The 25,955-nt window shown below is 62.7% G+C and carries 27 protein-coding genes; 19 read left to right on the forward strand and 8 right to left on the reverse strand.

The genetic code is table 11. The features are described 5' to 3' along the window. The first annotated feature begins 4 nt into the window (after positions 1–4). The 7 genes from ACTAQJ_RS04005 to ACTAQJ_RS04035 all read left to right on the forward strand — a co-directional run bounded on the left by ACTAQJ_RS04005 (position 5) and on the right by ACTAQJ_RS04035 (position 10,722). A complete protein-coding gene (locus ACTAQJ_RS04005; protein ID WP_498700869.1) occupies positions 5–1,957 on the forward strand; it encodes an FAD-binding monooxygenase in 1,953 nt (650 codons plus the stop codon). 105 nt (positions 1,958–2,062) lie between these two features. Then, entirely contained in the window at positions 2,063–3,361 is a 1,299-nt protein-coding gene (locus ACTAQJ_RS04010; protein ID WP_498700870.1) for an SWIM zinc finger family protein, read from the forward strand. Next, positions 3,358–4,800 carry a DUF5691 domain-containing protein gene (locus tag ACTAQJ_RS04015; protein ID WP_498700872.1) on the forward strand — a complete coding sequence of 481 codons (1,443 nt, stop codon included), beginning with the start codon at positions 3,358–3,360 and terminating at the stop codon, positions 4,798–4,800. The genes ACTAQJ_RS04010 and ACTAQJ_RS04015 overlap by 4 nt, the downstream gene beginning before the upstream one ends. After that, positions 4,797–5,903 (forward strand): ATP-binding protein, encoded by a 1,107-nt coding sequence (locus tag ACTAQJ_RS04020; protein WP_431115147.1) that lies wholly within the window; start codon positions 4,797–4,799, stop codon positions 5,901–5,903. Before ACTAQJ_RS04015 ends, ACTAQJ_RS04020 begins: the two co-directional genes overlap by 4 nt. A 3-nt stretch (positions 5,904–5,906) precedes the next feature. Beyond that, positions 5,907–8,156, forward strand: a complete 2,250-nt coding sequence (locus tag ACTAQJ_RS04025) for a DUF5682 family protein (RefSeq protein ID WP_498700875.1) — start codon at positions 5,907–5,909, stop codon at positions 8,154–8,156. Further along, a complete protein-coding gene (locus ACTAQJ_RS04030; RefSeq protein WP_431115145.1) occupies positions 8,153–9,349 on the forward strand; it encodes a VWA domain-containing protein in 1,197 nt (398 codons plus the stop codon). Before ACTAQJ_RS04025 ends, ACTAQJ_RS04030 begins: the two co-directional genes overlap by 4 nt. A gap of 116 nt (positions 9,350–9,465) precedes the next feature. Continuing rightward, a complete protein-coding gene (locus ACTAQJ_RS04035) occupies positions 9,466–10,722 on the forward strand; it encodes an MFS transporter (protein ID WP_431120226.1) in 1,257 nt (418 codons plus the stop codon). On the opposite strand, the gene ACTAQJ_RS04040 is transcribed toward ACTAQJ_RS04035, so the two are convergent. Continuing rightward, positions 10,710–11,294: a carboxymuconolactone decarboxylase family protein gene (locus tag ACTAQJ_RS04040; protein ID WP_431115144.1), complete on the reverse strand. Its 585-nt coding sequence runs from the start codon at positions 11,292–11,294 to the stop codon at positions 10,710–10,712. The genes ACTAQJ_RS04035 and ACTAQJ_RS04040 overlap by 13 nt on opposite strands. Positions 11,295–11,415: 121 nt before the next feature. On the opposite strand from ACTAQJ_RS04040, the gene ACTAQJ_RS04045 reads away from it, so the two are divergent. After that, the gene (locus tag ACTAQJ_RS04045; RefSeq protein WP_498700878.1) at positions 11,416–11,673 is read left to right on the forward strand and encodes a hypothetical protein; all 258 of its coding nucleotides are present in this window, start codon (positions 11,416–11,418) and stop codon (positions 11,671–11,673) included. 52 nt (positions 11,674–11,725) lie between these two features. Here ACTAQJ_RS04045 and ACTAQJ_RS04050 read toward each other — a convergent pair whose 3' ends face one another. Further along, positions 11,726–12,079 carry a TraR/DksA family transcriptional regulator gene (locus ACTAQJ_RS04050; RefSeq protein ID WP_498700880.1) on the reverse strand — a complete coding sequence of 118 codons (354 nt, stop codon included), beginning with the start codon at positions 12,077–12,079 and terminating at the stop codon, positions 11,726–11,728. 90 nt (positions 12,080–12,169) lie between these two features. Between ACTAQJ_RS04050 and ACTAQJ_RS04055 the strand changes: the two genes are divergently transcribed. Next, positions 12,170–12,592: a DUF1801 domain-containing protein gene (locus tag ACTAQJ_RS04055; protein ID WP_498700881.1), complete on the forward strand. Its 423-nt coding sequence runs from the start codon at positions 12,170–12,172 to the stop codon at positions 12,590–12,592. A 2-nt stretch (positions 12,593–12,594) separates the two neighbouring features. Next, the gene (locus ACTAQJ_RS04060; RefSeq protein ID WP_498700884.1) at positions 12,595–12,984 is read left to right on the forward strand and encodes a hypothetical protein; all 390 of its coding nucleotides are present in this window, start codon (positions 12,595–12,597) and stop codon (positions 12,982–12,984) included. Here the strand turns inward: ACTAQJ_RS04060 and ACTAQJ_RS04065 are convergent. The 3 genes from ACTAQJ_RS04065 to ACTAQJ_RS04075 form a co-directional block, all read right to left on the reverse strand. Next, positions 12,956–13,588 (reverse strand): dihydrofolate reductase family protein, encoded by a 633-nt coding sequence (locus ACTAQJ_RS04065; RefSeq protein ID WP_498700887.1) that lies wholly within the window; start codon positions 13,586–13,588, stop codon positions 12,956–12,958. The two genes, ACTAQJ_RS04060 and ACTAQJ_RS04065, sit on opposite strands and share 29 nt — an antisense overlap. 67 nt (positions 13,589–13,655) lie before the next feature. Next, positions 13,656–14,537 (reverse strand): NAD(P)H-binding protein, encoded by an 882-nt coding sequence (locus tag ACTAQJ_RS04070; RefSeq protein ID WP_498700888.1) that lies wholly within the window; start codon positions 14,535–14,537, stop codon positions 13,656–13,658. Next, positions 14,534–15,025, reverse strand: a complete 492-nt coding sequence (locus ACTAQJ_RS04075; RefSeq protein ID WP_498700890.1) for a nuclear transport factor 2 family protein — start codon at positions 15,023–15,025, stop codon at positions 14,534–14,536. Before ACTAQJ_RS04075 ends, ACTAQJ_RS04070 begins: the two co-directional genes overlap by 4 nt. 100 nt (positions 15,026–15,125) lie before the next feature. Here ACTAQJ_RS04075 and ACTAQJ_RS04080 point away from each other — a divergent pair, with 100 nt between their 5' ends. The 6 genes from ACTAQJ_RS04080 (at position 15,126) to ACTAQJ_RS04105 (ending at position 20,337) form a co-directional block, all read left to right on the forward strand. Then, on the forward strand, positions 15,126–15,788 hold the full coding sequence (locus ACTAQJ_RS04080; RefSeq protein WP_498700892.1) for a TetR/AcrR family transcriptional regulator: 663 nt from the start codon (positions 15,126–15,128) through the stop codon (positions 15,786–15,788). Between the two features lie 98 nt (positions 15,789–15,886). Then, on the forward strand, positions 15,887–16,306 hold the full coding sequence (gene arfB / locus ACTAQJ_RS04085) for an alternative ribosome rescue aminoacyl-tRNA hydrolase ArfB (RefSeq protein ID WP_431115136.1): 420 nt from the start codon (positions 15,887–15,889) through the stop codon (positions 16,304–16,306). Between the two features lie 116 nt (positions 16,307–16,422). Beyond that, a complete protein-coding gene (locus ACTAQJ_RS04090) occupies positions 16,423–16,824 on the forward strand; it encodes a RidA family protein (RefSeq protein ID WP_498700894.1) in 402 nt (133 codons plus the stop codon). A 37-nt stretch (positions 16,825–16,861) separates the two neighbouring features. Then, the gene (locus ACTAQJ_RS04095; protein WP_498700896.1) at positions 16,862–17,761 is read left to right on the forward strand and encodes an EamA family transporter; all 900 of its coding nucleotides are present in this window, start codon (positions 16,862–16,864) and stop codon (positions 17,759–17,761) included. A gap of 121 nt (positions 17,762–17,882) precedes the next feature. Beyond that, on the forward strand, positions 17,883–18,929 hold the full coding sequence (locus ACTAQJ_RS04100) for a homoserine dehydrogenase (RefSeq protein WP_498700898.1): 1,047 nt from the start codon (positions 17,883–17,885) through the stop codon (positions 18,927–18,929). Then, positions 18,922–20,337 carry an aldehyde dehydrogenase family protein gene (locus tag ACTAQJ_RS04105; RefSeq protein ID WP_498700901.1) on the forward strand — a complete coding sequence of 472 codons (1,416 nt, stop codon included), beginning with the start codon at positions 18,922–18,924 and terminating at the stop codon, positions 20,335–20,337. Before ACTAQJ_RS04100 ends, ACTAQJ_RS04105 begins: the two co-directional genes overlap by 8 nt. A 124-nt stretch (positions 20,338–20,461) precedes the next feature. On the opposite strand, the gene ACTAQJ_RS04110 is transcribed toward ACTAQJ_RS04105, so the two are convergent. Further along, positions 20,462–20,917: an Lrp/AsnC family transcriptional regulator gene (locus tag ACTAQJ_RS04110; RefSeq protein ID WP_498700902.1), complete on the reverse strand. Its 456-nt coding sequence runs from the start codon at positions 20,915–20,917 to the stop codon at positions 20,462–20,464. Positions 20,918–21,116: 199 nt separating this feature from the next. On the opposite strand from ACTAQJ_RS04110, the gene ACTAQJ_RS04115 reads away from it, so the two are divergent. The 3 genes from ACTAQJ_RS04115 to ACTAQJ_RS04125 are packed head-to-tail and all read left to right on the forward strand — an operon-like array spanning position 21,117 to position 23,707. Beyond that, complete coding sequence (locus ACTAQJ_RS04115) at positions 21,117–21,719, forward strand: helix-turn-helix domain-containing protein (RefSeq protein WP_498700903.1); 603 nt, start codon at positions 21,117–21,119, stop codon at positions 21,717–21,719. After that, the gene (locus ACTAQJ_RS04120; RefSeq protein ID WP_498700905.1) at positions 21,712–22,443 is read left to right on the forward strand and encodes a B3/B4 domain-containing protein; all 732 of its coding nucleotides are present in this window, start codon (positions 21,712–21,714) and stop codon (positions 22,441–22,443) included. The genes ACTAQJ_RS04115 and ACTAQJ_RS04120 overlap by 8 nt, the downstream gene beginning before the upstream one ends. A gap of 46 nt (positions 22,444–22,489) precedes the next feature. Further along, a complete protein-coding gene (locus ACTAQJ_RS04125; RefSeq protein ID WP_498700907.1) occupies positions 22,490–23,707 on the forward strand; it encodes a trans-sulfuration enzyme family protein in 1,218 nt (405 codons plus the stop codon). Here the strand turns inward: ACTAQJ_RS04125 and ACTAQJ_RS04130 are convergent. Beyond that, entirely contained in the window at positions 23,673–24,944 is a 1,272-nt protein-coding gene (locus tag ACTAQJ_RS04130; protein ID WP_498700908.1) for an MFS transporter, read from the reverse strand. The two genes, ACTAQJ_RS04125 and ACTAQJ_RS04130, sit on opposite strands and share 35 nt — an antisense overlap. Further along, a complete protein-coding gene (locus ACTAQJ_RS04135; protein ID WP_498700910.1) occupies positions 24,941–25,795 on the reverse strand; it encodes a dihydrodipicolinate synthase family protein in 855 nt (284 codons plus the stop codon). The genes ACTAQJ_RS04130 and ACTAQJ_RS04135 overlap by 4 nt, the downstream gene beginning before the upstream one ends. Positions 25,796–25,955: the final 160 nt, after the last annotated feature.

The raw sequence follows: 25,955 nt of genomic DNA on the forward strand, positions 1-25,955 counted from the left end.
GCCCGTGCAGTTCCACCACCACGGTTACGTATCCGGTGACCCGCGAGTCGAGCCAGCCGCCGGCGTCGGAATCGACCGCCCGGCCGAGCTTCCCGATGAAGTTGACGTTCTGATCGTGGGCACCGGTCCTGCGGGAATGCTGACCGCGGCGCAGCTGGCCCAGTTCCCGGACATCACGACGCGTATCATCGAGCGCCGCCCCGGGCGGCTCGCCATTGGTCAGGCCGACGGGATCCAGGCGCGCAGCGTTGAGACTTTCCAGGCTTTCGGGTTCGCCGAACGCATCACCGCGGAGGCCTACCGCATCACGGAGATGGCGTTCTGGAAGCCGGACCCTGCTGATCACTCGCGCATCGTCCGGGCTGCCCGGGCGGTGGATGACCCCACGGGTATCAGCGAATTCCCGCACCTGATCGTCAACCAGGCCCGTGTGCTGGATTACTTCGCGGAGTTCATGGCCAACTCCCCGACGCGCATGACGCCCGATTATGGCTACGAATTCCGCAGCCTCGAGGTCACTGGTGTTGGTGACTACCCGGTGGAGGTGACCCTTGGGCACACCTCCGGACCCAACGAAGGACAGGAACGGGTTATCCGTGCCAAGTACGTCGTCGGTGCCGATGGTGCGCGCAGTAAAGTCCGCGAGTCCATCGGGTGCCACCTGGCCGGGGATCAGGCCAACCATGCCTGGGGTGTCATGGACGTCCTGGCCGTCACGGACTTCCCGGACATCCGCACCAAATGCGCTATCCAGTCCGGCGCGGGCGGCAGTATCCTGCTGATCCCCCGCGAGGGCGGGCACCTGTTCCGCATGTACGTGGACCTGGGCGAGGTGAAACCCGAGGATCACGGCGCCGTGCGGAAAACGACCATTGAGCAGATCATCCAAAAAGCCAACGACATCCTGCACCCGTACACGCTGGATGTCCGCAACGTCGCCTGGCACAGCGTGTACGAGGTAGGCCACAGGCTCACGGACAGGTTCGACGACGTCCTGCCGGAGGACCGCGGCACACGCACTCCACGGGTATTCATCACCGGCGATGCCTGCCACACCCACTCCGCGAAAGCCGGGCAGGGCATGAACGTTTCCATGCAGGACGGCTTCAACATCGGCTGGAAACTCGGACACGTCCTGGAAGGCCGCAGCCCCGAGTCCCTGCTGGACACCTACTCCGCTGAGCGCCAAGTGGTGGCGAAGAACCTGATCGACTTTGACAAGCAGTGGTCCACGCTGATGGCCAAGAAGCCCGAAGAGTTCGAAGACCCGGCAGAGCTGGAGACTTTCTACACCAGCACCGCGGAGTTCCCTGCCGGTTTCATGACGCAGTACGCCCCCTCGATGCTGGTCGCCGAGCCCAAACACCAGGAGTTGGCCACGGGTTTCCCGATCGGCAAGCGTTTCAAGTCGGCCCCGGTCCAGCGGGTCTGTGACACGAACCCGATGCACCTGGGCCATCACGCGAAGGCAGACGGGCGCTGGCGGATCTACGTCTTCGCCGACGCCGCACCGGCAGGCGCCGAAGGCCCGGTGGCGGACTTTGCCGAGTGGATCGCGACCTCGCCTGACTCGCCGCTGGCCGCGACGCCGTCGGACGCTGACCGTGACGCCTGGTTCGACGTGAAGGTGATCTACCAGCAGGACCACACCAACGTGGACATCAACGCCGTCCCCGCAGCGTTCAAACCCACCGTCGGACCGTTCAAGCTCACCTACCTCGAGAAGGTCTTCGGCACCGACCCCAACAAGGACATTTTCGAACTGCGCGGCCTCAGCCGGGACGGTGTGGTTGTAGTGGTCCGCCCAGACCAGTACGTCGCGAACGTGCTCCCACTGACAGCTACGGCGGAACTAGGAGAGTTCTTTGCTACCGTGCATTCCGGGGACACAGTGCATTCCGGGCAGCGGGAAACGTCGACCACAACAGACGCCGATCTGGTAAGCCACCAGGCGTAACAACGGAGGCAGCTGCCGGGAGCCGGACCAGGTTCCCGGCAGCAAATCGCCGCCCTGTCGCGGTCCTCTCCCAAAGCGTCGTAGGTGTCAGGCAGAATAGCCCTCATGGGGCGTTGGAGCGAAGAGAGAGTCATCAACGCCGCCCCCGACGCATCGTCTTTGGCAGCGGCACGGAAGCTGGCACATCCCGGCCCGTGGTCGGACTCGGGGAGCAACGACGTCCTGGTTTGGGGTAAATGCCAAGGCAGCGGAAAAACGCCCTATCAAGTAAGCGTGGACATCGTAGCGCCCGCCTACCGATGCTCATGTCCCAGCCGCAAATTTCCCTGCAAACACGCCCTTGCACTGCTTCTTCTCTGGGCCCGGGGCGAGGCAGCAGAGGCTTCCACCGAGACGGCGGACTTCGCGCAGGAATGGGCAGGGCAACGCGCAGAACGTGCCACGGCCAAGGATCGCTGGCAGTCAGGGGAGGCACCGGATCCCGAAGCGCAGGCCAAGCGGCTCGCTGAGCGCCAAGCACTCATGGATGCGGGAATCGCAGACTTCGCCCGCTGGCTGACCGACTTGATCCGGACCGGGCTTGCCGCCGCCCGCAACCAGCCCTATTCGTGGTGGGATGGTGTGGCGGCCCGATTGGTTGATTCCCAGTTGCCAGGCCTTGCCGAACAAGTGCGGACCATGGCGTCGGAGGTCCACGGCAGGACCGACTGGGCAGACCATCTGTTGCTCCATGCAGGCCGCTGGTGGGCGCTGACCAAAGCCTGGGCCGCGCGGGACACGTTGTCCGCCGAGGAATTTGCGGATGTCAAAGCGGCCGTCGGTTGGGCCACTGCATCAGCCGACGTCAAGGATACCGAGGCATTGCCGGGCCCATGGCTGGTACTGGGAGCCCACCGAAGCGACGACGGTCGGCTCCAACAGCAGCGGACCTGGCTCCGGGGTCCCGATGGCAGGGTGGTGGTCATCCTGGATTTTGCCGGGCAAGGTCAAGGGCTCGCGACACCGCAACTCGCGGGCGCCCTGTTGGGGGTCACGGTTGCCCGCTACCCCGGCTCCGCGCCGCAGCGTGCCATGTTCACCAGTCCCGTCGCATCCCAGGGACTGGCCACCAGCCTTGGTCCTGGCTGCACCATCGCCCAGGCCCTCGAGCAGCAGTCAGCCGCTGTTGCCCGCTCACCGTGGCGCGACCGGCAGCCTGTGCTGTTGGCCCGTGTCACCATCCTGTCTGAAGACTACGGTTGGCTTGTGGAGGAGAACGGCAATGCACTTCCCTTGATGGATGCTCCCCTCGATTCGCTGCTGGCACTCACAGGCGGCCGTCCGGTAGATGTTTTCGGCGAACTCGAGGATGGCCGCGTGCGGCCGCTGACCGTCGTCGTCGGTGATGCGGTGGTGACTCCATGACGTGGTTGGACGAGCTACGCACTGCTGCGTTGGTAGGCACAGGCCGGCATGCCGCGCCGTCTCCCCCAGTTGATCTGGGCGTGCGCCCTCCTGAGGGCTTGTCCCGTGAGGAAGAGCTGCTGGACCAGGCTGCCATGGCGGATGTGGTCATCCGCGCATCGCGCAGTCCCGCCCACGCGCCCGCCACCACTCTGTCGATGCCGGCGCCGCCTGATCCAGAACCGGAGGCCGCCGGCGAAGCTGCCCGGCTGCTGGAACTCTTGCTCACCCAACCGCCGGTCGGACTGGAGTTGAGGAACCAACTGGTGGTGGACTGGCTGCAGTTGGCAGAAGAATCACGACGCCGGGTCCCGCACCGCCTCCTTCCGGCGCTGTTCGCGTTGGCTGAAACTAAATCAGCGGTGTTCAGGCGCCTGGAGCCAGCCATCGGAACCCGCGGCCGCTGGCTTCAAAGTCTCTCGAAAACATCGGTTCCGAAGCCGGCCGATGAATCGTCAGAGCTCAGAAGCGACCTCGCCGCGGCCGAACTCGAACGTCTCCGAAGCAGCGATCCTGCAACTGCACGCGAAACGCTGGCGACCCACTGGAATGCCCTCAGTGCCCGGGAACGCGCAAATCGTCTGGCTCTGTTGGCCACGAACCTGGGCAGTGACGACGAAGAGCTGTTGGAACGGGCCTTGGACGACAAAGCGAAGAGCGTGCGCGAGGTAGCAATCGGATTGTTGGACCGACTCCCTGGCAGTCTCCGTGCCGGGCGCATGGCTGCCCGGCTGCTTTCCCTGGTGCACTTGAAGGGGCTGTTGACCAAGCGGATCGAAATCGACCTTCCGCGGGACCCGGATGAGCAAGCTTTACGCGACGGCATCCCGTCCAACCAACGCGGTGGTGAACCTGACAGACTGGCGAGATTGGACACCATCATCAGGGGTGCACCGCTGGAGGTCTGGACGTCCGTGTCCGGCCGCAGCCCGGCCACAACTGTGGAGCTCCTGAAACCAGAGCCGCGGGTCCTGGAGGGCCTCATCACAACTGCCGTGATCCGGAAAGACCTTGAGTGGATCCGCGCGCTGCTGACCGTCCGGACCGACGTGCGGCTGCTGGGTTGCCTTCCCCCTGGTGAGCGGGAGCAGTGGCTGGAAGCGTACATCCGCAATGGCATTGACCAGCCCCTGACCTTGGTTCCGCTGTTGCGGGATCTGCCCCAGCCGTGGGGTTTGGGGTTGGCTGATGCGCTGCTCGGGCTCATTGCCGGCAAGAATGGCGGCCAATTGGCGGCCATGCTGGCGCAGGTGTTGCCAACTGCGCTGCCACCGGAGGCCGTCGAACGGTGCAGACGCCTTCTGGAGCGTTCAGACGAGGACGCTGCCCGGCGCCGGGTGCTCCGCGACGCTGTTCAATACCAAGCATTCCGACAATCCCTCACGGAGGCCTTCCAATGACAGATGCCCCAAACGGAACCGATGTTCTCCGGGCCCACGCCGAAAATGCGTACGCCGATGAACTCAGCGTGCTGGCGGCGGTTGACGACCGGCCCCGGCCACCCAGTTGGAGGCTCTCGCCATGGGCGGTCACCACCTACATCCTGGGCGGCACCCTGCCCAACGGCGCCGTGATCACGCCGAAATACCTGGGCCAGGAGCGCTTGGTGGAAATCGCTGTAGCTTCCCTTGCTACGGACCGGGCCCTGCTGCTGTTGGGTGTGCCGGGAACTGCGAAGACATGGCTTGGCGAGCACTTGGCCGCGGCTATTTCGGGCGCGTCCACCTTGGTGGTCCAGGGCACGGCGGGAACCCCTGAAGAAGCGCTTCGGTACGGGTGGAATTACGCACGGCTACTCGCCGAAGGTCCCTCACGGGCAGCCATGGTTCCGGGACCTGTGATGCGTGCAATGGAGGCGGGAAGCCTGGTGCGCGTGGAAGAACTCACTCGCATCCCCTCCGATGTCCAGGATTCCCTCATCACCATCCTCAGCGAGAAGACCCTGCCCATCCCGGAACTCAACGACGAAGTGCAGGCCCGCAAAGGATTCAACGTGATCGCCACCGCGAACAACCGCGACAAAGGCGTCAACGAGCTCTCCTCCGCACTCCGCCGCCGCTTTAATACCGTGGTCTTGCCGCTTCCGGACACCATCGATCAGGAGGTGGAGATCGTGACAACCCGTGTGCGCAGCTTGGGCGAGGCTCTGGAGCTTCCGGCGGACTTGGCGGCCCTCTCCGAAATCCGCAGGGTAGTGACCGTCATGCGGGAACTGCGTGCAGGGGTCACGCAGGATCAGCGCACCACCATCAAATCCCCGTCAGCCACCCTTTCCACAGCCGAGGCCATTTCCGTGATGACCAATGGGCTGTCCCTCGCAGCCCACTTCGGCGACGGAACTGTCCGGGCGGACGACGTCGCGGCGAGCTTGGTGGGTGCGGTGATCAAGGACCCGGTGCAGGACAGGGTGATCTGGCAGGAGTACCTGGAGACGGTGGTGCGGAATCGACCGGAGTGGAAGGACCTCTACCGGGCTTGCCGTGACCTTGAGTCGACGAACTAGGCGATGACTGACGTTCACATCCTGGGGATCCGGCACCACGGACCCGGCTCGGCACACTCGGTGGCCGAAGCGTTGGCTACCCTGCGCCCAGATCTGGTGCTCGTGGAGGGCCCGCCTGAGCTCGACCAAGTCATTGCGCTCATCACCGATCCAGGGATGGTTCCTCCCGTTGCTGGACTCATCTACGCAGTGGACGAGCCGCGGTTGGCTTCTTTCTACCCCATGGCCAGCTTCTCACCCGAATGGGTGGCCATCCGTTGGGCGCTGTCCACGGGGACCCCGGTGCAGGCCATCGATCTGCCAGCTGCGAACACGTTCGGACTCAAGGTAGCTGCCGAAGCCGCTGAGTCGATTTCCACTCCGTCTGATCAGCCGTACCGCCCGGACGCAATCGGCATCCTGGCGGAAGCTGCCGGGTACAGCGATGCCGAGCGCTGGTGGGAGGATGCGGTAGAGCACCGCAACTCAAGCCCCGTGGAGCGCTTCGAGGCCTTGATTGATGCCATCGCCGAAATCCGGGCACTGGATGATCGATCCCCCGATCATCCGGACGTCGTGGAGAACCACCGCCGGGAAGCGGCAATGCGGCGGATCCTGAGGGCAGCCATTCGTGAAGGACATGGGAGTATCGCCGTAGTTTGCGGTGCCTACCATGCACCAGCACTGGTGCCCGCTGGCTTTCCGTCCGTTTCGACGGATAACAAAGTACTCGCTGGCTTGCCCAAGGCAAAGGTGGCCGCCACATGGGTGCCATGGACCTCGGACCGGCTGAGCCTGAGCAGCGGATACGGTGCAGGTGTCACGGCACCGGGCTGGTATCAGCATTTATTCGCGCACTGGATGGCCCAGGATCCAGGCGTTGATGTGTCTACTACGTGGCTGGTTCGGGTTGCCAGGGCTTTGCGCAAGGAAAACCTGGACGCCTCGACAGCCTCGGTGGTGGACGCGAGCCGGATGGCAAAGACCCTCGCCGCCATCCGCGGGAGGCCAAGCCCCGGATTGCCCGAATTGGATGACGCCGCACAGTCCGTACTCTGCGATGGCTCTCCCCTGCCGTTGGCCTTGATTCATCGGGAACTAACTGTTGGGCAGGATTTGGGCAGTGTGCCCGACTCCGTACCCACGCTCCCGCTGGCTGCTGACCTCGCCGCTACGCAGCGCACGTTGAGAATGAGGGCCAGCGCCATGGAGGAGGTCATGGTCCTGGACCTCCGCAAACCCAACCAGCTGGCGCGGTCCGTGCTGCTCCATCGCCTGGCACTGCTGGGAGTGGACTGGGGCGTGCCCACAGACACCGGCCGCACCACGGGTACCTTCAAGGAGGCATGGACCCTTCTCTGGAGGCCAGAACTCGCCCTGTCCTTGGTGGAAGCCAGCCGCTACGGCACGACAGTTGCCTCCGCCGCGTCGGCGTTTGTGACCGAAGAAGCCCAGGCCGCCGATAGCCTTCCTGTCCTGTCCGAACTGCTGGCAAACTGCCTGCTCGCGGACCTCCCGGACGGTATTGCCGGCGTTGTCGCTGCCCTTGCCGAGCGAACGGCGCTGCAGCAGGACGTTCCGCCCCTTCTGGAAACCATTGCTCCTCTTGCCCGCACATGCCGGTACGGAAACGTGCGCGGAGTGGACGTGAGCGATGTTCGAAAGATCCTGGAGGCCACTGTGGTGCGCGCCTGCGTTGGCCTGCCGACAGCTTGTGCAGGCCTGGATGATGACGCTGCCTCCGTCATGCGCCAGGCAATCGACTCAGCCCAGGACGGGCTGTCCCTGTTACCGGACTTGCCATTGGACGATTGGCATGCGGCGCTGGCTGCAGTGGCTCACTCGGACCGGATCCACGGCTCCGTGGCGGGTCGTGCCCTACGGCTCCTGCTTGATGCCGGACTGGTGGACGCCGACGACGTTGCGGCCAAGCTGAGCCGCCGCTTGTCTGTCGCTGCTCCGGCTCCCGAGGCCGCCGCCTGGTTGGATGGACTTCTGTCCGGCGATGCCACACTGCTGATCCATGACCGCCGCCTCCTTCAGATTGTGGATGAGTGGGTGGATGGCGTCCAGGATGAGGTTTTCGAGGACGTGCTGCCGCTCCTGCGCAGGACGTTCTCGGCCTTCAGCGGCCCTGAGCGCCGCGAGATCGGCGAGCAGCTGAGCCATGCGGCGGCGCGGGACACCACAGCAGCTGCAAGCGTTGACCTGGCTGTTGCAGGTCCGGCCGTTAGAACGATGGCCCGAATCCTCGGATGGGAGAACATCGCATGACAGATGCCAACTCCGAGGAGGATCGGGCGCGGGACCGGCTGGGCCGCTGGCGTCTGGTGCTGGGCGGTAACGAAGCAGACGGCATCTCAACAGCCGACGGCGAGCGCGTCCAGCTCGCGGCCGATGATGCAAAGCGCGACCAAGCTCTTGAGGAGCTGTATGGCGAGGGATCTGCTCGCCGCGGCGGGCTCGGGGCGTCCAATCCACGTGTGGCACGGTGGCTCGGAGACATTCGCGGATACTTCCCCTCTTCCGTGGTCCAGGTGATGCAGGCTGACGCCATGGACCGCCTGGGGCTGAGGCAATTGCTCCTTGAACCCGAAATGTTGCGCACCGTCCAAGCGGATATCGGCCTGGTAAGTACGCTGGTGGGCCTGGGCAGGGTCATCCCCGAGCAGTCGCGCGAGACAGCAAGGTCTGTGGTTCGCCAGGTGACGAAGGATCTTGAGGATCGTTTGCGCGCCAAGACCGTCCAGGCTGTTTCCGGGGCGCTGAACCGGTCCGCCCGGACCAGGCGTCCACGGCACAGGGATATTGACTGGAACCGGACCATTGCGGCCAACCTTAAGCATTACCAGCCCGAGTACAGGACCGTTGTGCCCGAACAACTCCACGGGCATGCCCGGCGCAGCACGGAGATCCAGCGCGAGATCATCCTGTGCATTGACCAATCAGGATCCATGGCGGAATCCGTGGTGTACTCAAGCGTTTTCGGTGCGGTGCTCAGTTCACTGAGGTCCGTGAGCACCCGTTTGGTGGTCTTCGATACCGAAGTGGTTGATCTGACCGAGGACCTGGAAGATCCCGTGGATGTGCTGTTTGGGGTGCAACTCGGTGGTGGTACCGACATCAACCGCGCTCTCGCCTATTGCCAGGATCAGATCACCAAGCCGACCGAGACCATCCTGGTGCTGATCAGTGACCTTTACGAAGGTGGGATAGCTGAGGAGATGCTGCGCCGTGCCGCTTCGATCGTTGGGGCGGGAACCACCATGATCGCCCTGCTGGCCCTGAGCGACAGTGGTCATCCTTCCTTTGACTCGAGCCACGCCGCAGCCCTGGCCGGCATTGGTGTGCCTGCTTTTGCTTGCACGCCGGACCTGTTTCCGGACATGATGGCGGCTGCCATCGAACGGCGGGACGTCGGCGAGTGGGCGGCGTCCCAGGATATTCCAACGACACACGGGACTTAGCAAATCGGGACGTAGCAAACTCTTCCTGGGATCTGGTCCCTCGCGCTCTGGCGGAGGCCGGGTATCGAGACGAGAATGAGCTTGTGGTCACCCCTCCCAGCGCCGGCGGCGACACGATGAACGACGCCGCCAGAAAGATTCAACGTGTCTATCTCACGCTGACGCTGGGCAACACGGTGGCGGCTTCCTTTATCTGGGGTATCAACACGCTTTTCCTGCTTGATGCAGGCTTGAGCAACCTCGAGGCCTTCGCGGCCAACGCCTTCTTCACAGCGGGCATGGTCCTTTTCGAAGTACCCACGGGCGTCATCGCCGACGGCTGGGGTCGCCGCACGTCTTTCCTGCTTGGCACGATCACGCTGGCAGCGTCTACGTACTTGTACTACGTGCTCTGGCAGATCTCCGCGCCATTTTGGATGTGGGCAGTCGTCTCGGTGCTCCTTGGCCTCGGGTTTACGTTCTTCTCCGGAGCCGTGGAAGCCTGGCTGGTGGATGCCTTGCGCTTCTCCGGCTATGAGGGCGGCCTTGAAAGCGTTCTGGGCCGCGGCCAGATGGTGCAGGGTGTGGCGATGCTGCTGGGTTCCGTGGCAGGTGGGGTGATCGCCCAAGCCACCAACCTTGGCGTCCCGTTCCTCATTCGGGTTTTCGTTTTGGTTGCCATGTTCGCCGTTGCGTTTGGATTAATGCACGACGTCGGGTTCTCACCTGAGCGGTCCACTCACCCCCTCCGGGCCACCCGTGCAGTACTCTCAGCCTCGATCGAGAACGGTCTGAAAAACCCGCCCGTCCGGTACGTCATGCTGGCCGCTCCCTTTAGTGCCGGCGTCGGGATCTATGTCTTTTACGCCCTGCAGCCATTTCTTCTTGACCTGTATGGGGACCCGAGGGCCTATTCCATTGCGGGCCTCGCCGCGGCAATCGTGGCTGGCTCGCAAATCCTGGGCGGCTGGCTCGCTCCACATGCCCGGCGTCTGTTCCATAAACGTACCTCGGTACTGATCCTTGGGGGCATGGCAGGATTCGTGATCTTGGTGGTCCTGGGCTTCACCCGTGTCTTTTGGGTGGCCCTGGTGCTGCTGGCAGTCTGGGGTGTGGTCGGATCTGCGGCAACTCCAGTCCGGCAGGCGTACGTCAATGACATGATCCCCTCGAAGCAGCGGGCTACGGTCCTGAGCTTCGATTCGCTCATGGGATCCAGCGGCGGAGTGGTGGTACAGCCACTCCTTGGGCGTGGCGCTGACCTTTACGGCTACCCTGCCTCGCTGGCCATGGCGGGCATTATTGAGCTCATTTCGGTGCCGTTCCTGCTGGCCAGCCGTAGGCAGGGGGCATCCGCAGACCGTGCCAACACCGAAGCCGTTCAGTCACCTTGAGCCGGCAGTGGCGTTAACAAGGCGTCCTGAAGCTCCGTGGTCACCCCTGGAGGTACGTCCAGGTCTACGGCCAGGGCAAGAAGCGCGCGGCTGAAGTAGTTCCTGGCGGTGGCAGCCAGGGTGATGTCGGCAATCTCCCTGTCGCTGAAGCCCACATCGCGAAGGCGCTGCGTGTCGTCGTCGTTCATTGCAGCCGCATCGGTGCTGAGCTTGACCGCGTAGTCCATCATCGCGACTTCCTCAGGGGGCAGCCCGGCATCCCTGTAGTCCCGGGCAACAGCGAGCAGCTGCTCCTCATCAATGATGGCTAATGTTTTCTTCCCATGGGCCAATCTGCAATGGGAGGACCCAATGGCCTGGGCGGCCGCGAGCGTTACAAGTTCGTATCGTCGCAGACCCAGCGATGAGACGATTGCCTTAATCAGCGCCTGCCAGGCCTTGTATGCCTCCGGGTTTATGCTCATTGCCTTTGTATGACTCGGAACGTAGCCCATCGACTTCAGATCGGCTTGGTAGATTTCGGCGGTCAGACCTGTGGCCTCGGACTCGGATTGCACCTTGAGAATGGACATGGGCGCTATTCTGGTCCCCGGTCAGGGGAATGTAAATGAGGCGGCAGGTCCGTCAGAATGACAGAGTGGGACTTCACCGTGAATTGTGGTGGAACCCAGATACTGAAAGCGTGGACAAGCAATGATCTCCCTACGGCAGGATTCCCAAGGCTTCATCCGAATGAGTAGGCATTTTCCCGCCAGCGCCTCTGTGTCCATCACCTTTACCGACGGCACCCAGAAGGTTTTCCCGGGCCAGCGGCTCAACGAGATCTTCGACGACGCTTTGGCCGCGTTCCGCGCAGGAAACAACCTCGACGCCAAGGGCTTCGACCGCGGACCAAAAAAGAAGGTCCAGCAGGGCATCGATTTCGTGCCCATCAGCCCTGACATGGCTTAAGGTGCGCCTGGGCGTGTTTCATATCCGCCCAGGTTTTACTTTTTGCCGGGGGTTACTGTTTACCTGAGGCGTGACTGACGCAATAGGGCGTCCACGGCCTTGCTTCGAGCCGACCGTCCGGAATGGCGACACCACAAATCGCGCATACACCGTACGTTCCATCCGAAATCCGCTGCAATGCGGCCTCAATCTGCTCCAGGCCCGCACGACTCTGGTCAAGAAGCGCGGAGGCCTGTGAGAGCTCGAAGGCGATGGTGGTGCCTTCAGGATCATGCTCGTCGTCGACGTTCGAGTCCTGACGGGCAAGGCTGACCGATGTGATGTCGCTACGCAGCGCCTTCAACAGGGCAAGCTTCCGGCCGCGCTCCTCCTCCAGCAGAACCCGGAACCGCTCGACGTCGATCATGTGAGCAAGCCTACTCATCGCCTTCAAGACGCTGGTCTGTACAAGACCATGGTCTGGACAAGCCGTGGGGCGTGGTGCCCTAATAACGTCATGGGGAAGTACGCGCGCCATCCCGGAGTCGATAGCTACATCAACGCCCTTCCGGACTGGCAACAAGCACTTTGTTCGGAACCGCGGGACGTGATCCACGAGGCCGAACCGGACATCGTGGAGACAATCAAAAGACGGGTTCAGCCCTACTTTGTCCTGGATGGAAACGTCTGTGCGTTGCTCGCGGCCAAGAACCACGTCAACCTCTTTCTCTACGATGGCGCTATCGTTCCTGACCCTGCCGGGATCATCACGGCCGGGCACGATAACAAGACCGGCCGAATGATCAGTTTTTACATCAACGAAGACATACCAACGGAACCCCTCATCGCTATGCTGCGACAGATTGCCGCCAACAATCGTGCCGGTGGGTGGCGGAAGATCAAAGCAGGTATGCAAAACGACAGGAAGTTTGGGGACTGACCATGACGTTGAACGAAACGATTGCCCGCCTCCGGGCGGCCCACCTCATGGTCCGCGACGCCAAGGAGTGGGACGAGCTGTCCACGAACCTGTGGGCGGCCTACCAGGCAAACGACGACGAACTCGTTGAGCAGTTGCGGTCACCATTCCTGCAGTCGTGGCGGACGGTCACGCGTTACGTGCTCCGTGACACCTTCGACTCAGCCGGCATCTCGGTCGGCGAGCCAACGCATCCATGGGGAATCGCGACGCTCACCGCCTACGGAACTACCCGCGAACCACTCCTCTGCCGCGCTGAAGGATTCCAGCTGCTCACGTTTGCCGAAATACTGTCCAGCTACTCGGATTCGCTGGAGCCTCTTTTCAGGGCTGCCGGACAGGCGGACCGCTGATCAGCGTGGGTATGTACTCCAGCAGCTGCAGCTGACCATCGAAAGTCCTGCTGTTCACCATTTCAAGCGAGACATCAGGATAGCCGTCATAAATCCGCTCCCTGCCGGTGCGGCCTGTGATCACCGGAAAAACCACAATCCTGTATCGGTCCACCAGTCCGGCACTTAACAAAGAGCGGCAAAGGCTGAGGCTTCCCAGTGTGGTCAGGGTGCCGGTCCGGGTCCGCTTCAGCTCCTTGACAGCTTCCACAGCATCCCCGCTTACCAGCTCGGAATTCGGCCAAGCCAGAGGTTCTTGGAGAGTGGACGAGAAAACGACCTTTGGCAGGGCCGCCAGTCCGGTCAGCGCCGCTCCCTCTTCCTCGGAGAACCCCGAGTCTTCGCCCGCGGCCTGCTCCGACATGCTGGACATCACCCGATAGGTGTTGGCCCCCATAAGTGTGGTGAAATCCTTCTTCCCTTCTTCCTCGAGCCAGGCAAGGTATTCCGGGGATTCAAGTCCCCACCAACCGGGCCAGCCCTCCGCTGAGGCATATCCATCCAGGGAAATGATCAAGTCCACCATCAACTGCGCTGATGTCGCTTCTGTAGTTGGCTCGCCCATGGCTGCTCCTCAAGAGATTTGGGTTGTGCCTAGCATTGTCCTCCCGAAGGCCGGTTTGCACCACGGCTCATGTGCTCCTGATCTGGTCCAAACTCTCACGCAGTCCGATCACAGGAATTTCAGGGAAGGCGGCGCGTACCACGGCCGGATCGAAGGCTGCAGCGCCTGATTCCATCCACAGCGCCGCTCTCGCCATCCGGGCCATGAACGGCGAAGTCGGACGTGCAACGGCGGCCATCACCCGTAGGGCTGCCACTGGTATCCGCTGGATCGAGCCCTTTCCAGCGTCCGCGAGGATAGCTTCTGCGAGCGTGTTGAAGGGGTGCGTTTCGGACCCCCACTCAATTGTCCTTCCACGCAAGGAAGGGTCGGAAAGAGCCAACAAAACAGCGGCAGCAGCATCCGGCGTCGAGGTAAATGTCACAGGTGCGCGTCCCGAACCGAAGACAAGCACCCTGCCCTTCGTATGGAGGGGCTGGCTCATTGAATCGAGGAACTGCTCAAGGTTTGCCCCAATTCGGATCGCCGTCCACGCCATGCCCGAGGCCTTCAACGCCTCCTCCGCTGCGTACTTCATGCGCAGGAAATCCAGAGGGGCATCGGGAGCGGCGCCATGCATCGACATCATGACCATGTGCTCCACGCCCGCCCGGGATGCGGCATCGATGAGCCTGAGTGCGCCGTCGCGGTCCACACTGCGTGGGTTGCCGCCCCTTTTCAGCCCAAAGCCTGACGCCGCGAACACCACTTGGCTGCATCCGGCAACGGCCCGCCCGCAGTCCGTGCCTGAGGCGAGGGTTCCGCGGACAAGCTCGACGCCGTCGATCGGGTTCCCGGGGAACGGCTGGGATTGGCCCCTGGCCATGACCCGCACGGAAGTGCCGCGCCGAACCAGCTCCCCGGTCAGGCGCGAACCCAGGCGGCCCGTACCGCCCACTACGAGGATCATGACCCCTGCGATGTCGGAAGTACGGCCCCAGCCTGAAAACCCGCCCCAGCCTGAAGGCCCGCGCCCGCAGTGGCCCGGACGGCGTCGTCGATGTCACCTGAAGAACGTTCCACAGGTTCGAGATAGAAACGGACGGAGGCGATCCGCTCCTGGCGCACTGTAAAGATCGCGACGCCGGCAAGTTCCACCGGCGTGGCATCGAGCCTTGTGCCCCGGGCGCCCCATTCAACCCAAACGGTTCCGTGCCTGCCTTCGGCGGCGTCGGCGATAGCCGGTGTGAGATCAGGGATGCCAGCGAAAAGGCTGGTCCAGTTGGCGCGGACCTGGGCGCTGCCGGTGAAATTCCGTTCGGGATGAATCGGCGTGATGTTGACATAGTCGTCGGCGAATTCGGCGACTAAGGCGTCAAGGTCGTGGCGTCCGGAAGCGGCGAACATCCGGCGAACGGGTCCTTCCGGAAGGCGCTCAAGGCCCTCCACGGTTGCCATGGTGACTCCTTGGTGCCCCGCGATTTTCCCCTCACTGGGCGGGCAGGGCTGGTATCTTGAATTCAATACAGTTATCTGTATTGATTGGAGTCTAGAAGTCATGGCAACCGGAATCAAGAGCCCCGATGGAACATCCCGGAGTCAACGCACCTACGACGCAAGCCGTCGCCGCCAAGCGGCCGAGACATCCCGTCGCACTATCCTCGCGCGCGCCAGGGAACTATTTCTCCTGCAAGGCTTCGGCACAACCACCATCGCCGAAATTGCCGCTTCGTCCGGGGTGTCGGCGGAGTCCATCTACAAGAACTTCGGCGGCAAGGCTGGCCTCGTCCGTGCCCTCCACGAGCAGAGTCTCCTAGGCAAAGGCGGGCCGCCAGCCGAACAGCGCTCAGACCTCGCCCAGGAAGCGGCAGACGATCCGCGAGCACTAATGGAGCAGTTCGGGCGGTTCACCGCAGAAGTCAGCCCCCTTGCGGCGCCGATCAGCCGGCTCATCCGCGACGCCGCCGCAACAGGGGATGCCGACATGGCCAGTCTCATGAAGGATGTCGACGACGCCCGCCATCGGCGGATGCTGCACAACGCGCATCAACTGGTGGCCCGCGGCCTGCTCCATCCCGGCATGTCCCCGGAAGAGGCCGCTGACATCATGTTCGCGTGCACCACCCCCGAACTGTTCGAGAGCCTCGTCCTGAAACGAAGGTGGAGCGCAGAGCAGTACGGCCGGTTCATCGCCTCAACGCTGACTGCAAACCTGCTCTGACTCGCAAACCTACTCCGACCTTGCAAACCTGCTCTGACACGTCATGCCGAGGGACCGCCCGGCTGGGAAGACCGCCCCCGACGTGCAACGCTTGTCCCATGGACCTGGAAATCTCGCCCACCCTCACGATTCCGGCCTCGGAACTCGGCTGGCGGTTCTCGCGTTCATCAGGACCCGGCGGACAACACGTCAACACGACCGACAGCAGGGCTGAGCTGTCCTGGAACGTAGCCACTTCGGAGGCGTTGACAGAAAGCCAGCGGGAGATCTTGCTGCGTCGATTGGAGAAGCGACTCGTCGACGGAGTTATCACTGTTACAGCCTCCGAGCAGCGCTCGCAATTGCGCAATCGCGAGAGCGCCTTGACCAAGCTCGCTGACATTGTGGTGGCGGGCCTTGCGCCAAGGACTGTGCGCAGGGCAACGAAACCCACCCGCGGGTCCGCGCAGCGGCATCGCGCAGCAAAAGTACAGAGGGCGGCAACCAAACAGCAACGACGGCGGCCCTCGCCTGAATGACGGGTGCCTGAGTGAGAGCACGTGAGTGACGAGCCCGTGGGTGACGAGGCGGGACCAACCGGGGCATTGGGGCGTACCCCCTTTTGGCAATTGCCTGGGGATGGCAGCATACAGTCATGTCATCCATCCAGCGCATCCGGCCCGAGGGACTTGTCTCCAGCCCGGCATTCAGCCACGTAGCCATCGTCCCTCCAAACGCCACCACCATCTACGTCGGCGGTCAGAACTCAGTCGACAGTGACGGTTCGCTCGTCGGCGAGGGTGATGTTGGAGCGCAATCTGCCCGCGCCCTGGCGAACGCAAATACCGCGCTCGCGGCTGCTGGGGCAACCCTCCGCGACGTTGTGCAGTGGACGGTTCTCTTCGTGGACGGTGCCGACCTCGCCGCGGGGTATGGGGCCATTGCGTCCGACCTCGCCGCCGACGAGCCGCCCCTCGTGACAGCAGCATTTGTCTCCCGTTTGGGCGTTCCCGGGGCGCTGGTGGAGATCAGTGCGGTAGCCGCCGTCGAGCGGTAAAGAAACAGGCTGCACTATAAGTGCAGTATTATGCCTTATGACCACTTTCAAAGGCCCAATCCCCCCATGGCTCCTGACCGTCGCAGCAATGTTCTCCATCCAACTGGGCTCCGCCCTTTCACTGGGGTTGATGCCAACATTGGGTCCCCTTGGGACGGCCTGGCTGCGCCTGAGTATGGGAGCGCTCATCCTGCTGGCACTGGCCCGTCCACCCCTGAAGAACCTGCGTCTTAGTGACGCTCCGGTGGTGGTTGGCCTGGGCGTTGCCACCGCAGTAATGTCAGTGACGTTCCTTGCCGCCATGGAACGCATTCCCATGGGGACGGCGGTTGCCATTGAATTCCTCGGCCCGCTTACGGTTGCAGCCTGGCGCGGCCGCGGGGCCCGTTCCTTAATCCTGCCTGCAATGGCACTGGCAGGCGTCGTGCTCCTCACCGAACCGTGGGCGGGCGAGGTGGACCTGCTCGGAGTCGGCTTTGCGGTGATGGGGGCGGTTGGTTGGGCAATCTACATCCTTCTGACCCAAAGGGTGGGTGATCGTTTCAATGGAATTGGTGCCCTCGCCCTGACCATTCCGATTGCTGCTGTCGCCGCGGCACCGTTTGGACTGCCGCAAGCCATCGGCCACATCACGTTGGAAACCTTGGCCGTTGCCGCCGTCTTGGCAGTGCTGATACCGGTTCTGCCCTACATTCTGGAAATGTTTGCCCTTCGCCGCATGACACACACAGCATTCGGGACTCTCCTGGCTATGGAACCAGCCATCGGCGTGCTGCTCGGTGCGATCATCCTGCATCAGTTGCCATCGATGCTGCAACTCGCAGGCCTCTTGCTCGTCATTGTCGCAGGTGCTGCGGCGCAGCGCGGCGGGCGGCGGCAACAGCAACCCGTCGTACCGGCTCCTCTTCCAAAGAGGGGACGTACCGCGGGCGTTTGAGCATGGTTGGCAGCTTTTTTGGGCGTTTCGTCATCCTTGGCGGGCGATTCGCGTCTAGGGAAGTGACACTCCTGGAACCGAGGCTTAGAGGACAGCACCACCGCCCTACCAAGGAGATCACGTGACTACCTACAACCTCGCCCTCATCGGTTTCGGAGGCGTCAACCGCGCTTTGGCCGAACTCATCCGTGACGAACCCCGGCGATTTGCCACACTCGGATTCGAGCTTCGTGTGGTGGCCATCACCGATCTTGCCTTCGGCTCGCTCGTCCAGGGAGACGGCATCGATCTGGCCGCCGTGCTGGCGATGCAACGCGGGTCCTCGTTCGAGGGACTGCCAGGTGGCAGCCCGGATCCCCGCAACGAAGACGTCATCAAGAACAGCCCGGCCGACATCGTCGTTGAGGCTACCTTCACCAGTCCGATCGACGGCGAACCGGCAGTCTCGCACGTCAAATGGGCCATCGAGTCCGGCAAGCATGTGGTGACCACCAACAAGGGTCCTGTGGCCTTGCATGGCCGGGAACTGGGCCAGCTTGCTGCCAACAATGGTGTGCGTTTCGAGTACGAGGGTTCAGTCATGAGTGGCACTCCCGTCATTCGACTCGCACACAAAATGCTGGGCGGCCTTGAATTGAACTCCGTTCAAGGCATCCTGAACGGAACCAGCAATTACGTCCTGGGCCGGATGGAGGCCGGGCTGGGCCTGGATGAAGCCATTGCCGAAGCCCAGGACCGCGGATACGCCGAAGCGGACCCGACTGCAGACATCGGCGGCTCGGACGTCCGGTTGAAGGTCGCAATCCTGGCCAACGAGCTGCTCGGTGCCAACATCCACCCCAATGACGTGGAAACCACTGGCATTCAGGACATCAAGAGCGAAGACGTGGCACAGGCCTTGGCAAGCGGCTACCGGTGGAAGCTGATTGGCGAAGCCCGCCGGGAACATGATGGTCGCATCGTAGCTACCGTCCAACCCATCGCCCTTCCGGGTGAACACCCGCTGGCCGGAATTTCCGGCGCCACCAACGCAGTATCGTTCAGCACGGATATGCTGGGAGCCGTCACAGTATCGGGCCCTGGAGCTGGCCGCGTGGAAACTGCTTATGCCCTCATCTCGGACATCATCGCCGTCGACGAATTCGCCAAAGGAGCGGTCCGTGCCTGAGTCAGCCATCGCCGAAACCACTACGGCAGCCGCTACATCTGAACTGACGGTATACGACAAATTTGACGGCTCCGTCCTGGCGACCCTTCCCCAGTGCACCGAGGCAGACGTCCGCGTGGAACTCATCCGCGCCGCGGCCTCCGTTCCGAACGCCGCAGCGATGCCGCGTCATGAGCGCGGCAGGATTCTGGACACGGCCGCGGACCTTCTTCAGGAGCGCTCCCAGAAGGTCGCCGAGCTGATCGTTGCCGAGGCCGGCAAGACCATCAAACAGGCACGCAAGGAAGTCTCCCGTGCGGTGAACACGCTCAAGCTGTCCGCTGCGGAAACCCGCCGCAATGTCGGGGAAGTTGTTCCCTTCGACTCCTTCGCTGGCTCCGAAAACCGCCAAGGATGGTTCACCCGAGAGCCGTTGGGGCTTATCGCTGCCATCACCCCTTACAACGACGCCCTGAACCTGGTGGCACACAAGCTCGGGCCGGCAATTGCCGGAGGGAACACCGTCATCCTCAAGCCGTCCCAGCTGACACCCTTGACGGCCATTCTCCTCGTAGACCTGTTGCGCGAGGCTGGCCTGCCGGCGGAGTTCGTCACCGTTGTCCTGGGTGATCGCACCATCGCGCAAACCATCATTTCGTCCAAACTGGTTCGAATGGTCTCCTTCACGGGCGGCTTTTCCACGGGCCGGGCCATCGCCGCCAACGCCGGCATAAAGCGCCTGTCCATGGAACTTGGCGGCAACGCTCCCCTCATCGTGTTCGACGACGCCGACCTTCCTGCCGCCGTCGAGGCCAGTGTTTCCGGTTCCTTCTGGGCCGCCGGACAGAACTGCATCGGCGCGCAGCGCATCCTCGTTCAGCGGTCCGTCTTCGACACCTTCCTTCACGCCTTTGTCGCCCAAACAGCTGCCTTGACGACTGGCGATCCCCGCAGGGAGCAGACCGACGTCGGACCCATGATCAGCGCCGCGTCTGCCGCAGAAGCGAAGCGTAAGATCGACGAGGCAGTGACCGCCGGTGCGCGACTGCTGACTGGCGGCATCTTGGATGGCGCGCTCCTGACACCTGCTGTCCTTGCCGGAGTCCCGCGCACTTGCGAGGCATGGAGCGAAGAACTCTTTGCCCCCGTGGTCCTGGTGGAACCGTTCGACTCCGCCGAGGAAGCCATCGAACTGGCCAACGACAGCGACTACGCATTGCAGGCCGGGGTATTCACGAAGGACTTGGCCCGTGCGCTGGCCACCGCCAAGGCCATTGACGCAGGCGGAGTGATGATCAACGATTCTTCGGACTACCGCCTCGATGCGATGCCCTTTGGCGGCTCGAAATACGGCAGCATGGGCCGGGAAGGCGTCCGCTTCGCCTACGAGGAAATGACGCAGCCCAAGGTCATAGCGATCACTTCATGATGATCGTCTGACGTTACCGTCAATCAATCAAGCTGAGCCGATCCGGCGTTGCGTAACCACCTGGTTCCGCAGCGCCGGAACCATTTAAAGCCCAGCATGGTTCACGCGGCCTCAGTACGCTGTCTCAGCGAGGCGCCTGCCTGTCGATGACCGTGGAGAGGGACAAGGCTGTGGTGATGTCGCGGACTCCAGGAAACTCGGAGACCTGCCTCCAGATTTCCTGGATGCGAGCAGCGTCGGGGGCCTCAACCCTGACCACGATATCCAGTTCGCCGCTGACAACATCGCAAGTGGCGATTTCAGGAATTGCCTTTAGCCCGGCAATCACATCCCCGCCCCGCATCCTGTCATGTCGCTGGATCAAAAGCACCGCATTGACCGTGGGCGAACCTTCTCCGGCGGATTCCTTGATGGTGTACCCGTGGATGAACCCGTCCCGTTCGAGCCGCTCAATCCGTTGCCGGACGGCGTTGCGGGAGAGCAGCACCTTCTCGCCCAGCTGGGCAAGGCTGATACGGGCATTGCGTCGCAGCTCGGCCAGAATCTGCGCATCTATCTCATCACGTGGACTCTTCGGCACGGACGCTCCTGTCTGAGGGGATGTGAACATGTGTTTGGGCGTCCTTCGATGCAGGAATGCCGCCGCGGCTACCGTGTCCAGCAAATTGGCCGGTACAAACATATCCCATTGGTGTACGGCCTCTTTTGGGCTGTTGCTTCATTGAGAATAGTTGGCAAGAATCTTGCCGTGTGCACTTGGAGTGCATTATGCTGCATTAATGGAAGAAAACATCGCATCGCTTGCCTCCGCCATCGGGGGACGGGTTAAGCAGGAGCGCCAGGCACGTCACTGGACCCTGGACCAACTGGCCGAAGCTGCCGGCGTCAGCCGACGCATGCTCATCAACGTGGAACAAGCAACCATGAACCCCAGTGTCGGCACTCTTCTGAGGATCAGCGCCGCGCTCGGTGTAGGCCTGCCGGACCTGGTCCAGTCACCCGAGCCCAAGGGCGTCAAGGTGACACGAAAAGGTGAAGGTGCTCTGCTGTGGAGCAGTGCAGCAGGTGGACGCGGAGTGCTCGTGGCCGGAACGGAACCGCCGGAAGTGATGGAGCTTTGGGATTGGACCCTCGCCCCCGGAGACCAGCACGCCAGTGAGCCGCATACGCCTGGTACCAAGGAACTCCTGCAGGTTCTGCAAGGCACCGTTACAGTCGTTGCTGCAGAGCAGATGGTCGTCCTGGAGACCGGCGACTCGCTGTCTTTCCCGGGAGACGTAGCCCATTCCTACAGCAACAACGGCACTGACGCAGCAAGGTTCTCACTCGCTGTTTTTGAACGCGGAGTGGGATCGGCGCATCGGGAGACGAACAATGCTTAGAGTTGAATCCCTCCAGGAAATTCTCCTCGCAGCCCACGTTGAACCTGCCGTCTTCGAACTTCAACCGGACTACCAGGCCCTCTTGATCGCCGTCGATGGTCTCGTTCCGGGTCCCAGTGATGATGCCAGCGATGCACTGTTGGATCAGGCGGAAGCGGCAGCCCGGACGGCGCTCAGCGAGCAGAAGGTTGAACACCTCCCGCATGTTGCCGCGTGGCGGGAGGCATACCAATCCTTCGGAGCAAAGCCCAACCGCACCCGCAACAGCCTTGAGGCACTGCTTCGACGCGCTGATGCCGGCCTGCCCAGGGTCAACAGGCTCACGGACCTCTACAACGCCGTATCTGTACTGCACCAGATTCCGCTCGGCGGCGAAGACCTTTCCAGTTACAGTGGGGCGCCACGGCTGATCCGTGCAACGGGCCAGGAGCCGTTCGACACGGTTGCCAGTGGAGAGCCCATTGTCGAACACCCCGATGAAGGGGAAGTTGTATGGTGCGACGACGACGGCGTCACGTGCCGACGCTGGAACTGGCGCCAGGGCCGACGCACGCAACTACGGGACGATACAACCTCGGCGTTGTTCATTCTTGACGCCCTCGCACCCGTGACCACCGAAGATCTCCTCGCCGCGGGCGAGGACCTCACCACGCACCTGCGCCTCCTGGGACCGCAGGTCGTATCCGCCCAGCGGCTGATTGACGCCAGCACACTCGGGCACTGACCTCTGTTGCTTCAACCACGCCACAGCTTCATCCAAAGGAACCAAAATGAACCGAGCTCCCGACAAACACAACCGCGCCTCCGTCCATGACTCCACCTGGGCCGTCCACGGCGGAAACAGCATCGACAAAGGAACCGGTGCGCTCCGGACTCCCTTGGTCATGGCCAACTCCTATCTCCTTCCGGAGGACCCGTCGGACATGGACTGGTCCAGCGTTGACGAAGGGTTGGTCTACACCCGGAACGCGGGCGCCAACCAGGTGGCCCTGGAAACAAAGCTTGCAGCCATGGAGGGCGCCGAAGCAGCAGCTGCCTTCGCCACCGGGGTGGCTGCGCTGCACGGTGTTTTCTTCAGCCTCCTGAAATCCGGCGATCACGTGGTGGTTTCCAACGTGACCTACGAGGCGGTTTACCGCCTGTTCGGGGAACTTCTTCCGCAAAAGTACGGTATCGAGGCCACTTTCGTGGATGCGGATGACCTTGAGGCAGTAAGGGCAGCCATTCGTCCCGGCACAAAGCTGATCCACGCCGAAACCATCGCCAACCCAACAACCAAGGTCGCCAATGTGGCGGAGCTTGCCCGCATAGCCAAAGACGCCGGCGTCCTGCTGACGGTCGACGCCACGTTCACGCCGGCACCGTTCTACCGCGCCCTCGACGACGGCGCGGACCTGGTCATCCACTCGCTGACCAAGTACATCAACGGCCACGGTGACGCCATGGGTGGAGTCGTCGTCGGGCGCCGTGAGCTCGTCCAGCACATCAGGCACGATGCGATCGTGGACGCTGGCGGCGTTATTTCGCCCTTCAACGCGTGGATGATCATGCGCGGCTCGGTCACCTTGCCGCTGCGCATCAAGCAGCAATTCTCCAGTGCTGAAAAGGTGGCCGCCGTCCTGGAATCCGAACCACGGATCGCTTATGTCCTCTACCCTGGCCTGGCGTCCCATCCGCAGCATGAACTTGCCGGCAAACAGTTCGGAGGCCGGGGATATGGCGGCGTCATGGCGTTCGCCGTTGAGGGCGACTCACGCACCCAGAACACCTTTGTGAAAAACCTGCAGGTCATCACTTCGGCAGTCTCGCTGGGCCACGATGAAACGCTGATCGTCCACGTTGGCCCGGACGCACGTGGTGGCTCGGAAAACTACCCGGCGTCGTTCCACAAGTACGGACACCTGCGCCTTTCCATCGGCCTTGAGGACCCGGAAGACCTTATTGACGACATCCTCAATGCCTTGGACAAAACGTTCGGGAAGCAGTAGCCAAACGGGATCCCGCGGTTTGGGAACGCTCACGACGGCGGTCAACCAGGGAAGCGCTCACGGCTACGGCGATGAGGGCCGACGCCAATAGCAATGGCAGGTGTGTCATTGGTACAACCATGGCCCCGGCCAACGCTGTGCCGGCAGAACCTGCAGTGATCTTCAAGGCTCCAATCCACACGAAGACCTGACCTCGCGCGCCAGCCGGTGCATATTCGCTGCGCGCGGCCAATGTTGCGGCGAAAAAGCAGGAGTTGAGCACTCCGGCGAGAGAGTAGACCACCACCGCTACTGGGAACATCCCGGCGAACGCTGCCCCACACAGCGCAACCCCAACAGCAGCTCCCAACCAGGTCATGAGGTGGTCCGCTTCGCTTCGCAAAGGCCGGATCATGACACCTGCGGATCCTAGAAGCCCGCCAAGACCATATGCGGCCGTCAGGACCCCGGCCGCAGCTGGTCCGACCCCCAGTTCTGTAGTCGACGCCACCGCGGTGATAGGCAACGCCGCGACCGACAAGGCGACGATGACCGTCATGTAGAGAGTGCGGCGCAAAGGCCCAGTGGATAGCATCATCAGCAATGTGCGGCCCGGGCGCGGTACCTCGGACGGAACGGATGCTCGAGGAGAGGACGGCAAAAGCCTGACGAGGGCGGCGGCGACAAACGTTAATCCGGCAAGGATCAATGCCGCCAATGCCGGACTCGCCCAGGCCGAAACAGCTGCGACCAAAGAGGGGCCAATGGTTCCGCTGATGCCATACGTTGCTACATCCCATCCATGTGCTCGTCGCTGGCTGGTTCTGCTGCCCCCAGCGATCGCCGAGAGCCTGCTGCTGATGCCGCCTGTCAATAATGGACCAACCAGTCCGGAGGCAATGAGCAGTAGACCCGGCACGATTGGAGGAGTCAGCGGGTACAGTAGGACGGCGGCGGCCAGGGTAATGCCGTGCATGAGGCACGCCCAAGCGATCACCGTCCTGCCGTCCCGGGCAGTGTCCAGTGTTCTGGCAACGAACGGACCGAAAAGGTGCGGTGCCGTGATGCAGGCACCCAGTATTCCGGCCAGCCAACCCGGCGCCCCACTGGTTGTCACCAGCAGGACAATGGCTACGACGGCACCCCCGTCGGCGCTGCGGGCCAGGGTGGCTGCAAAGACATAGCGGGCCAACCCACCCGGCGATGTCTGCTCACCAATAGCTGCGCTGCTGGCTTTGCGCCCGTCGATGAGGCTCATGTCGCCTCCAATCCACACTGGCGGATGGCCTCGGCAACTCTGCTGCGTCCTTCGGGATCCAAGCCACGCAGCGGCAAGGGCAAGGCTGAGGATGGAATGAGCCCCAGGTCTTCAGCCAGTGTCACGGTGACCCGCAGGCTCCCGTAGGTTCGGAACAGGGACCAGAGTGGTTCCAATGCGGCGGAAGCCGCCATTGCATCTTCGCGCCGACCAGCGAAAGCGTGATCAACGATTTGCCGGGCCTGGCGGGGAAGGATTCCGGCGATCACCGAGTACCAAAGATCGCAACCAGCAAGCAGTGCTTCGGCGGCCATCCAATCTCCGCTGATACCCACAAACGTTTGCCCGGGCAAAGCTGCGCGGAGCTTGTCGAGCCTGGTGCCAATGTCAGTTGCAGCCGGCGGCGGAATCTTGATGGATGCGATTCCCGGGATCCGGGCGATCCGGGCATGCAGCTCGTCGGTGAAGGTGAAGCCTGTGGTGCCGGGGTTGTCGTACACAATGATCGGAAGGTCCGACTCCGACGCAACGTCCTCATACAGCCCGAAAACCTCCGCTTCCGACAAGCGTTGATAGGACACCGGGGCCAAGAGCAATGCCGAGGCGCCAGCGGTTTGAGCATCGCCGGCAAGCCTCAGGACGTCGCGGGTACGCAATGCCCCAACACCGGCCAAAACCGGCACGCCACCCGCAGCTTCAACGGACGTTTCAAGAACCATGCGGCGTTCTTTACGGGAGAGATAAGCGTAGTTTCCCGTCGAGCCAAGAACACCGAGTGAATCCGCACCTGACTCCGCCGCGCGCGCCACCAGCCGGGCAACGGCGTCGAGATCGACACTTTCACCGCTCATGGGTGTCAGGGGGAATGCGCTGAGGCCGTTGAACACTACAGTCCTGCTTTCTTGTGGCTGTGGCCGGGTGCGAACACAGCAAATGGGTGACTACGCGTCTCATGCTGCCAAAGAGCTTGGTCCTACACTAGATCCAAGAATGAGCAACTCTGGAGGTCCA

Source organism: Arthrobacter sp. alpha11c (genome assembly GCF_054149985.1).

What these genes read in the sequence shown, in the direction of transcription:
- ACTAQJ_RS04135 (WP_498700910.1), bottom strand. Translation starts at nt 25,795, where the DNA reads ATGAGCGGTGAAAGTGTCGATCTCGACGCCGTTGCCCGGCTGGTGGCG.
- ACTAQJ_RS04075 (WP_498700890.1), bottom strand. Translation starts at nt 15,025, where the DNA reads ATGGCAACCGTGGAGGGCCTTGAGCGCCTTCCGGAAGGACCCGTTCGC.
- ACTAQJ_RS04040 (WP_431115144.1), bottom strand. Translation starts at nt 11,294, where the DNA reads ATGTCCATTCTCAAGGTGCAATCCGAGTCCGAGGCCACAGGTCTGACC.
- ACTAQJ_RS04090 (WP_498700894.1), top strand. Translation starts at nt 16,423, where the DNA reads ATGTCATCCATCCAGCGCATCCGGCCCGAGGGACTTGTCTCCAGCCCG.
- ACTAQJ_RS04080 (WP_498700892.1), top strand. Translation starts at nt 15,126, where the DNA reads ATGGCAACCGGAATCAAGAGCCCCGATGGAACATCCCGGAGTCAACGC.
- ACTAQJ_RS04035 (WP_431120226.1), top strand. Translation starts at nt 9,466, where the DNA reads ATGAACGACGCCGCCAGAAAGATTCAACGTGTCTATCTCACGCTGACG.
- ACTAQJ_RS04045 (WP_498700878.1), top strand. Translation starts at nt 11,416, where the DNA reads ATGATCTCCCTACGGCAGGATTCCCAAGGCTTCATCCGAATGAGTAGG.
- ACTAQJ_RS04065 (WP_498700887.1), bottom strand. Translation starts at nt 13,588, where the DNA reads ATGGGCGAGCCAACTACAGAAGCGACATCAGCGCAGTTGATGGTGGAC.
- ACTAQJ_RS04050 (WP_498700880.1), bottom strand. Translation starts at nt 12,079, where the DNA reads ATGATCGACGTCGAGCGGTTCCGGGTTCTGCTGGAGGAGGAGCGCGGC.
- ACTAQJ_RS04130 (WP_498700908.1), bottom strand. Translation starts at nt 24,944, where the DNA reads ATGAGCCTCATCGACGGGCGCAAAGCCAGCAGCGCAGCTATTGGTGAG.
- ACTAQJ_RS04055 (WP_498700881.1), top strand. Translation starts at nt 12,170, where the DNA reads ATGGGGAAGTACGCGCGCCATCCCGGAGTCGATAGCTACATCAACGCC.
- ACTAQJ_RS04060 (WP_498700884.1), top strand. Translation starts at nt 12,595, where the DNA reads ATGACGTTGAACGAAACGATTGCCCGCCTCCGGGCGGCCCACCTCATG.
- ACTAQJ_RS04120 (WP_498700905.1), top strand. Translation starts at nt 21,712, where the DNA reads ATGCTTAGAGTTGAATCCCTCCAGGAAATTCTCCTCGCAGCCCACGTT.
- arfB (WP_431115136.1), top strand. Translation starts at nt 15,887, where the DNA reads ATGGACCTGGAAATCTCGCCCACCCTCACGATTCCGGCCTCGGAACTC.
- ACTAQJ_RS04070 (WP_498700888.1), bottom strand. Translation starts at nt 14,537, where the DNA reads ATGATCCTCGTAGTGGGCGGTACGGGCCGCCTGGGTTCGCGCCTGACC.
- ACTAQJ_RS04025 (WP_498700875.1), top strand. Translation starts at nt 5,907, where the DNA reads ATGACTGACGTTCACATCCTGGGGATCCGGCACCACGGACCCGGCTCG.
- ACTAQJ_RS04095 (WP_498700896.1), top strand. Translation starts at nt 16,862, where the DNA reads ATGACCACTTTCAAAGGCCCAATCCCCCCATGGCTCCTGACCGTCGCA.
- ACTAQJ_RS04010 (WP_498700870.1), top strand. Translation starts at nt 2,063, where the DNA reads ATGGGGCGTTGGAGCGAAGAGAGAGTCATCAACGCCGCCCCCGACGCA.
- ACTAQJ_RS04030 (WP_431115145.1), top strand. Translation starts at nt 8,153, where the DNA reads ATGACAGATGCCAACTCCGAGGAGGATCGGGCGCGGGACCGGCTGGGC.
- ACTAQJ_RS04125 (WP_498700907.1), top strand. Translation starts at nt 22,490, where the DNA reads ATGAACCGAGCTCCCGACAAACACAACCGCGCCTCCGTCCATGACTCC.
- ACTAQJ_RS04015 (WP_498700872.1), top strand. Translation starts at nt 3,358, where the DNA reads ATGACGTGGTTGGACGAGCTACGCACTGCTGCGTTGGTAGGCACAGGC.
- ACTAQJ_RS04020 (WP_431115147.1), top strand. Translation starts at nt 4,797, where the DNA reads ATGACAGATGCCCCAAACGGAACCGATGTTCTCCGGGCCCACGCCGAA.
- ACTAQJ_RS04115 (WP_498700903.1), top strand. Translation starts at nt 21,117, where the DNA reads ATGGAAGAAAACATCGCATCGCTTGCCTCCGCCATCGGGGGACGGGTT.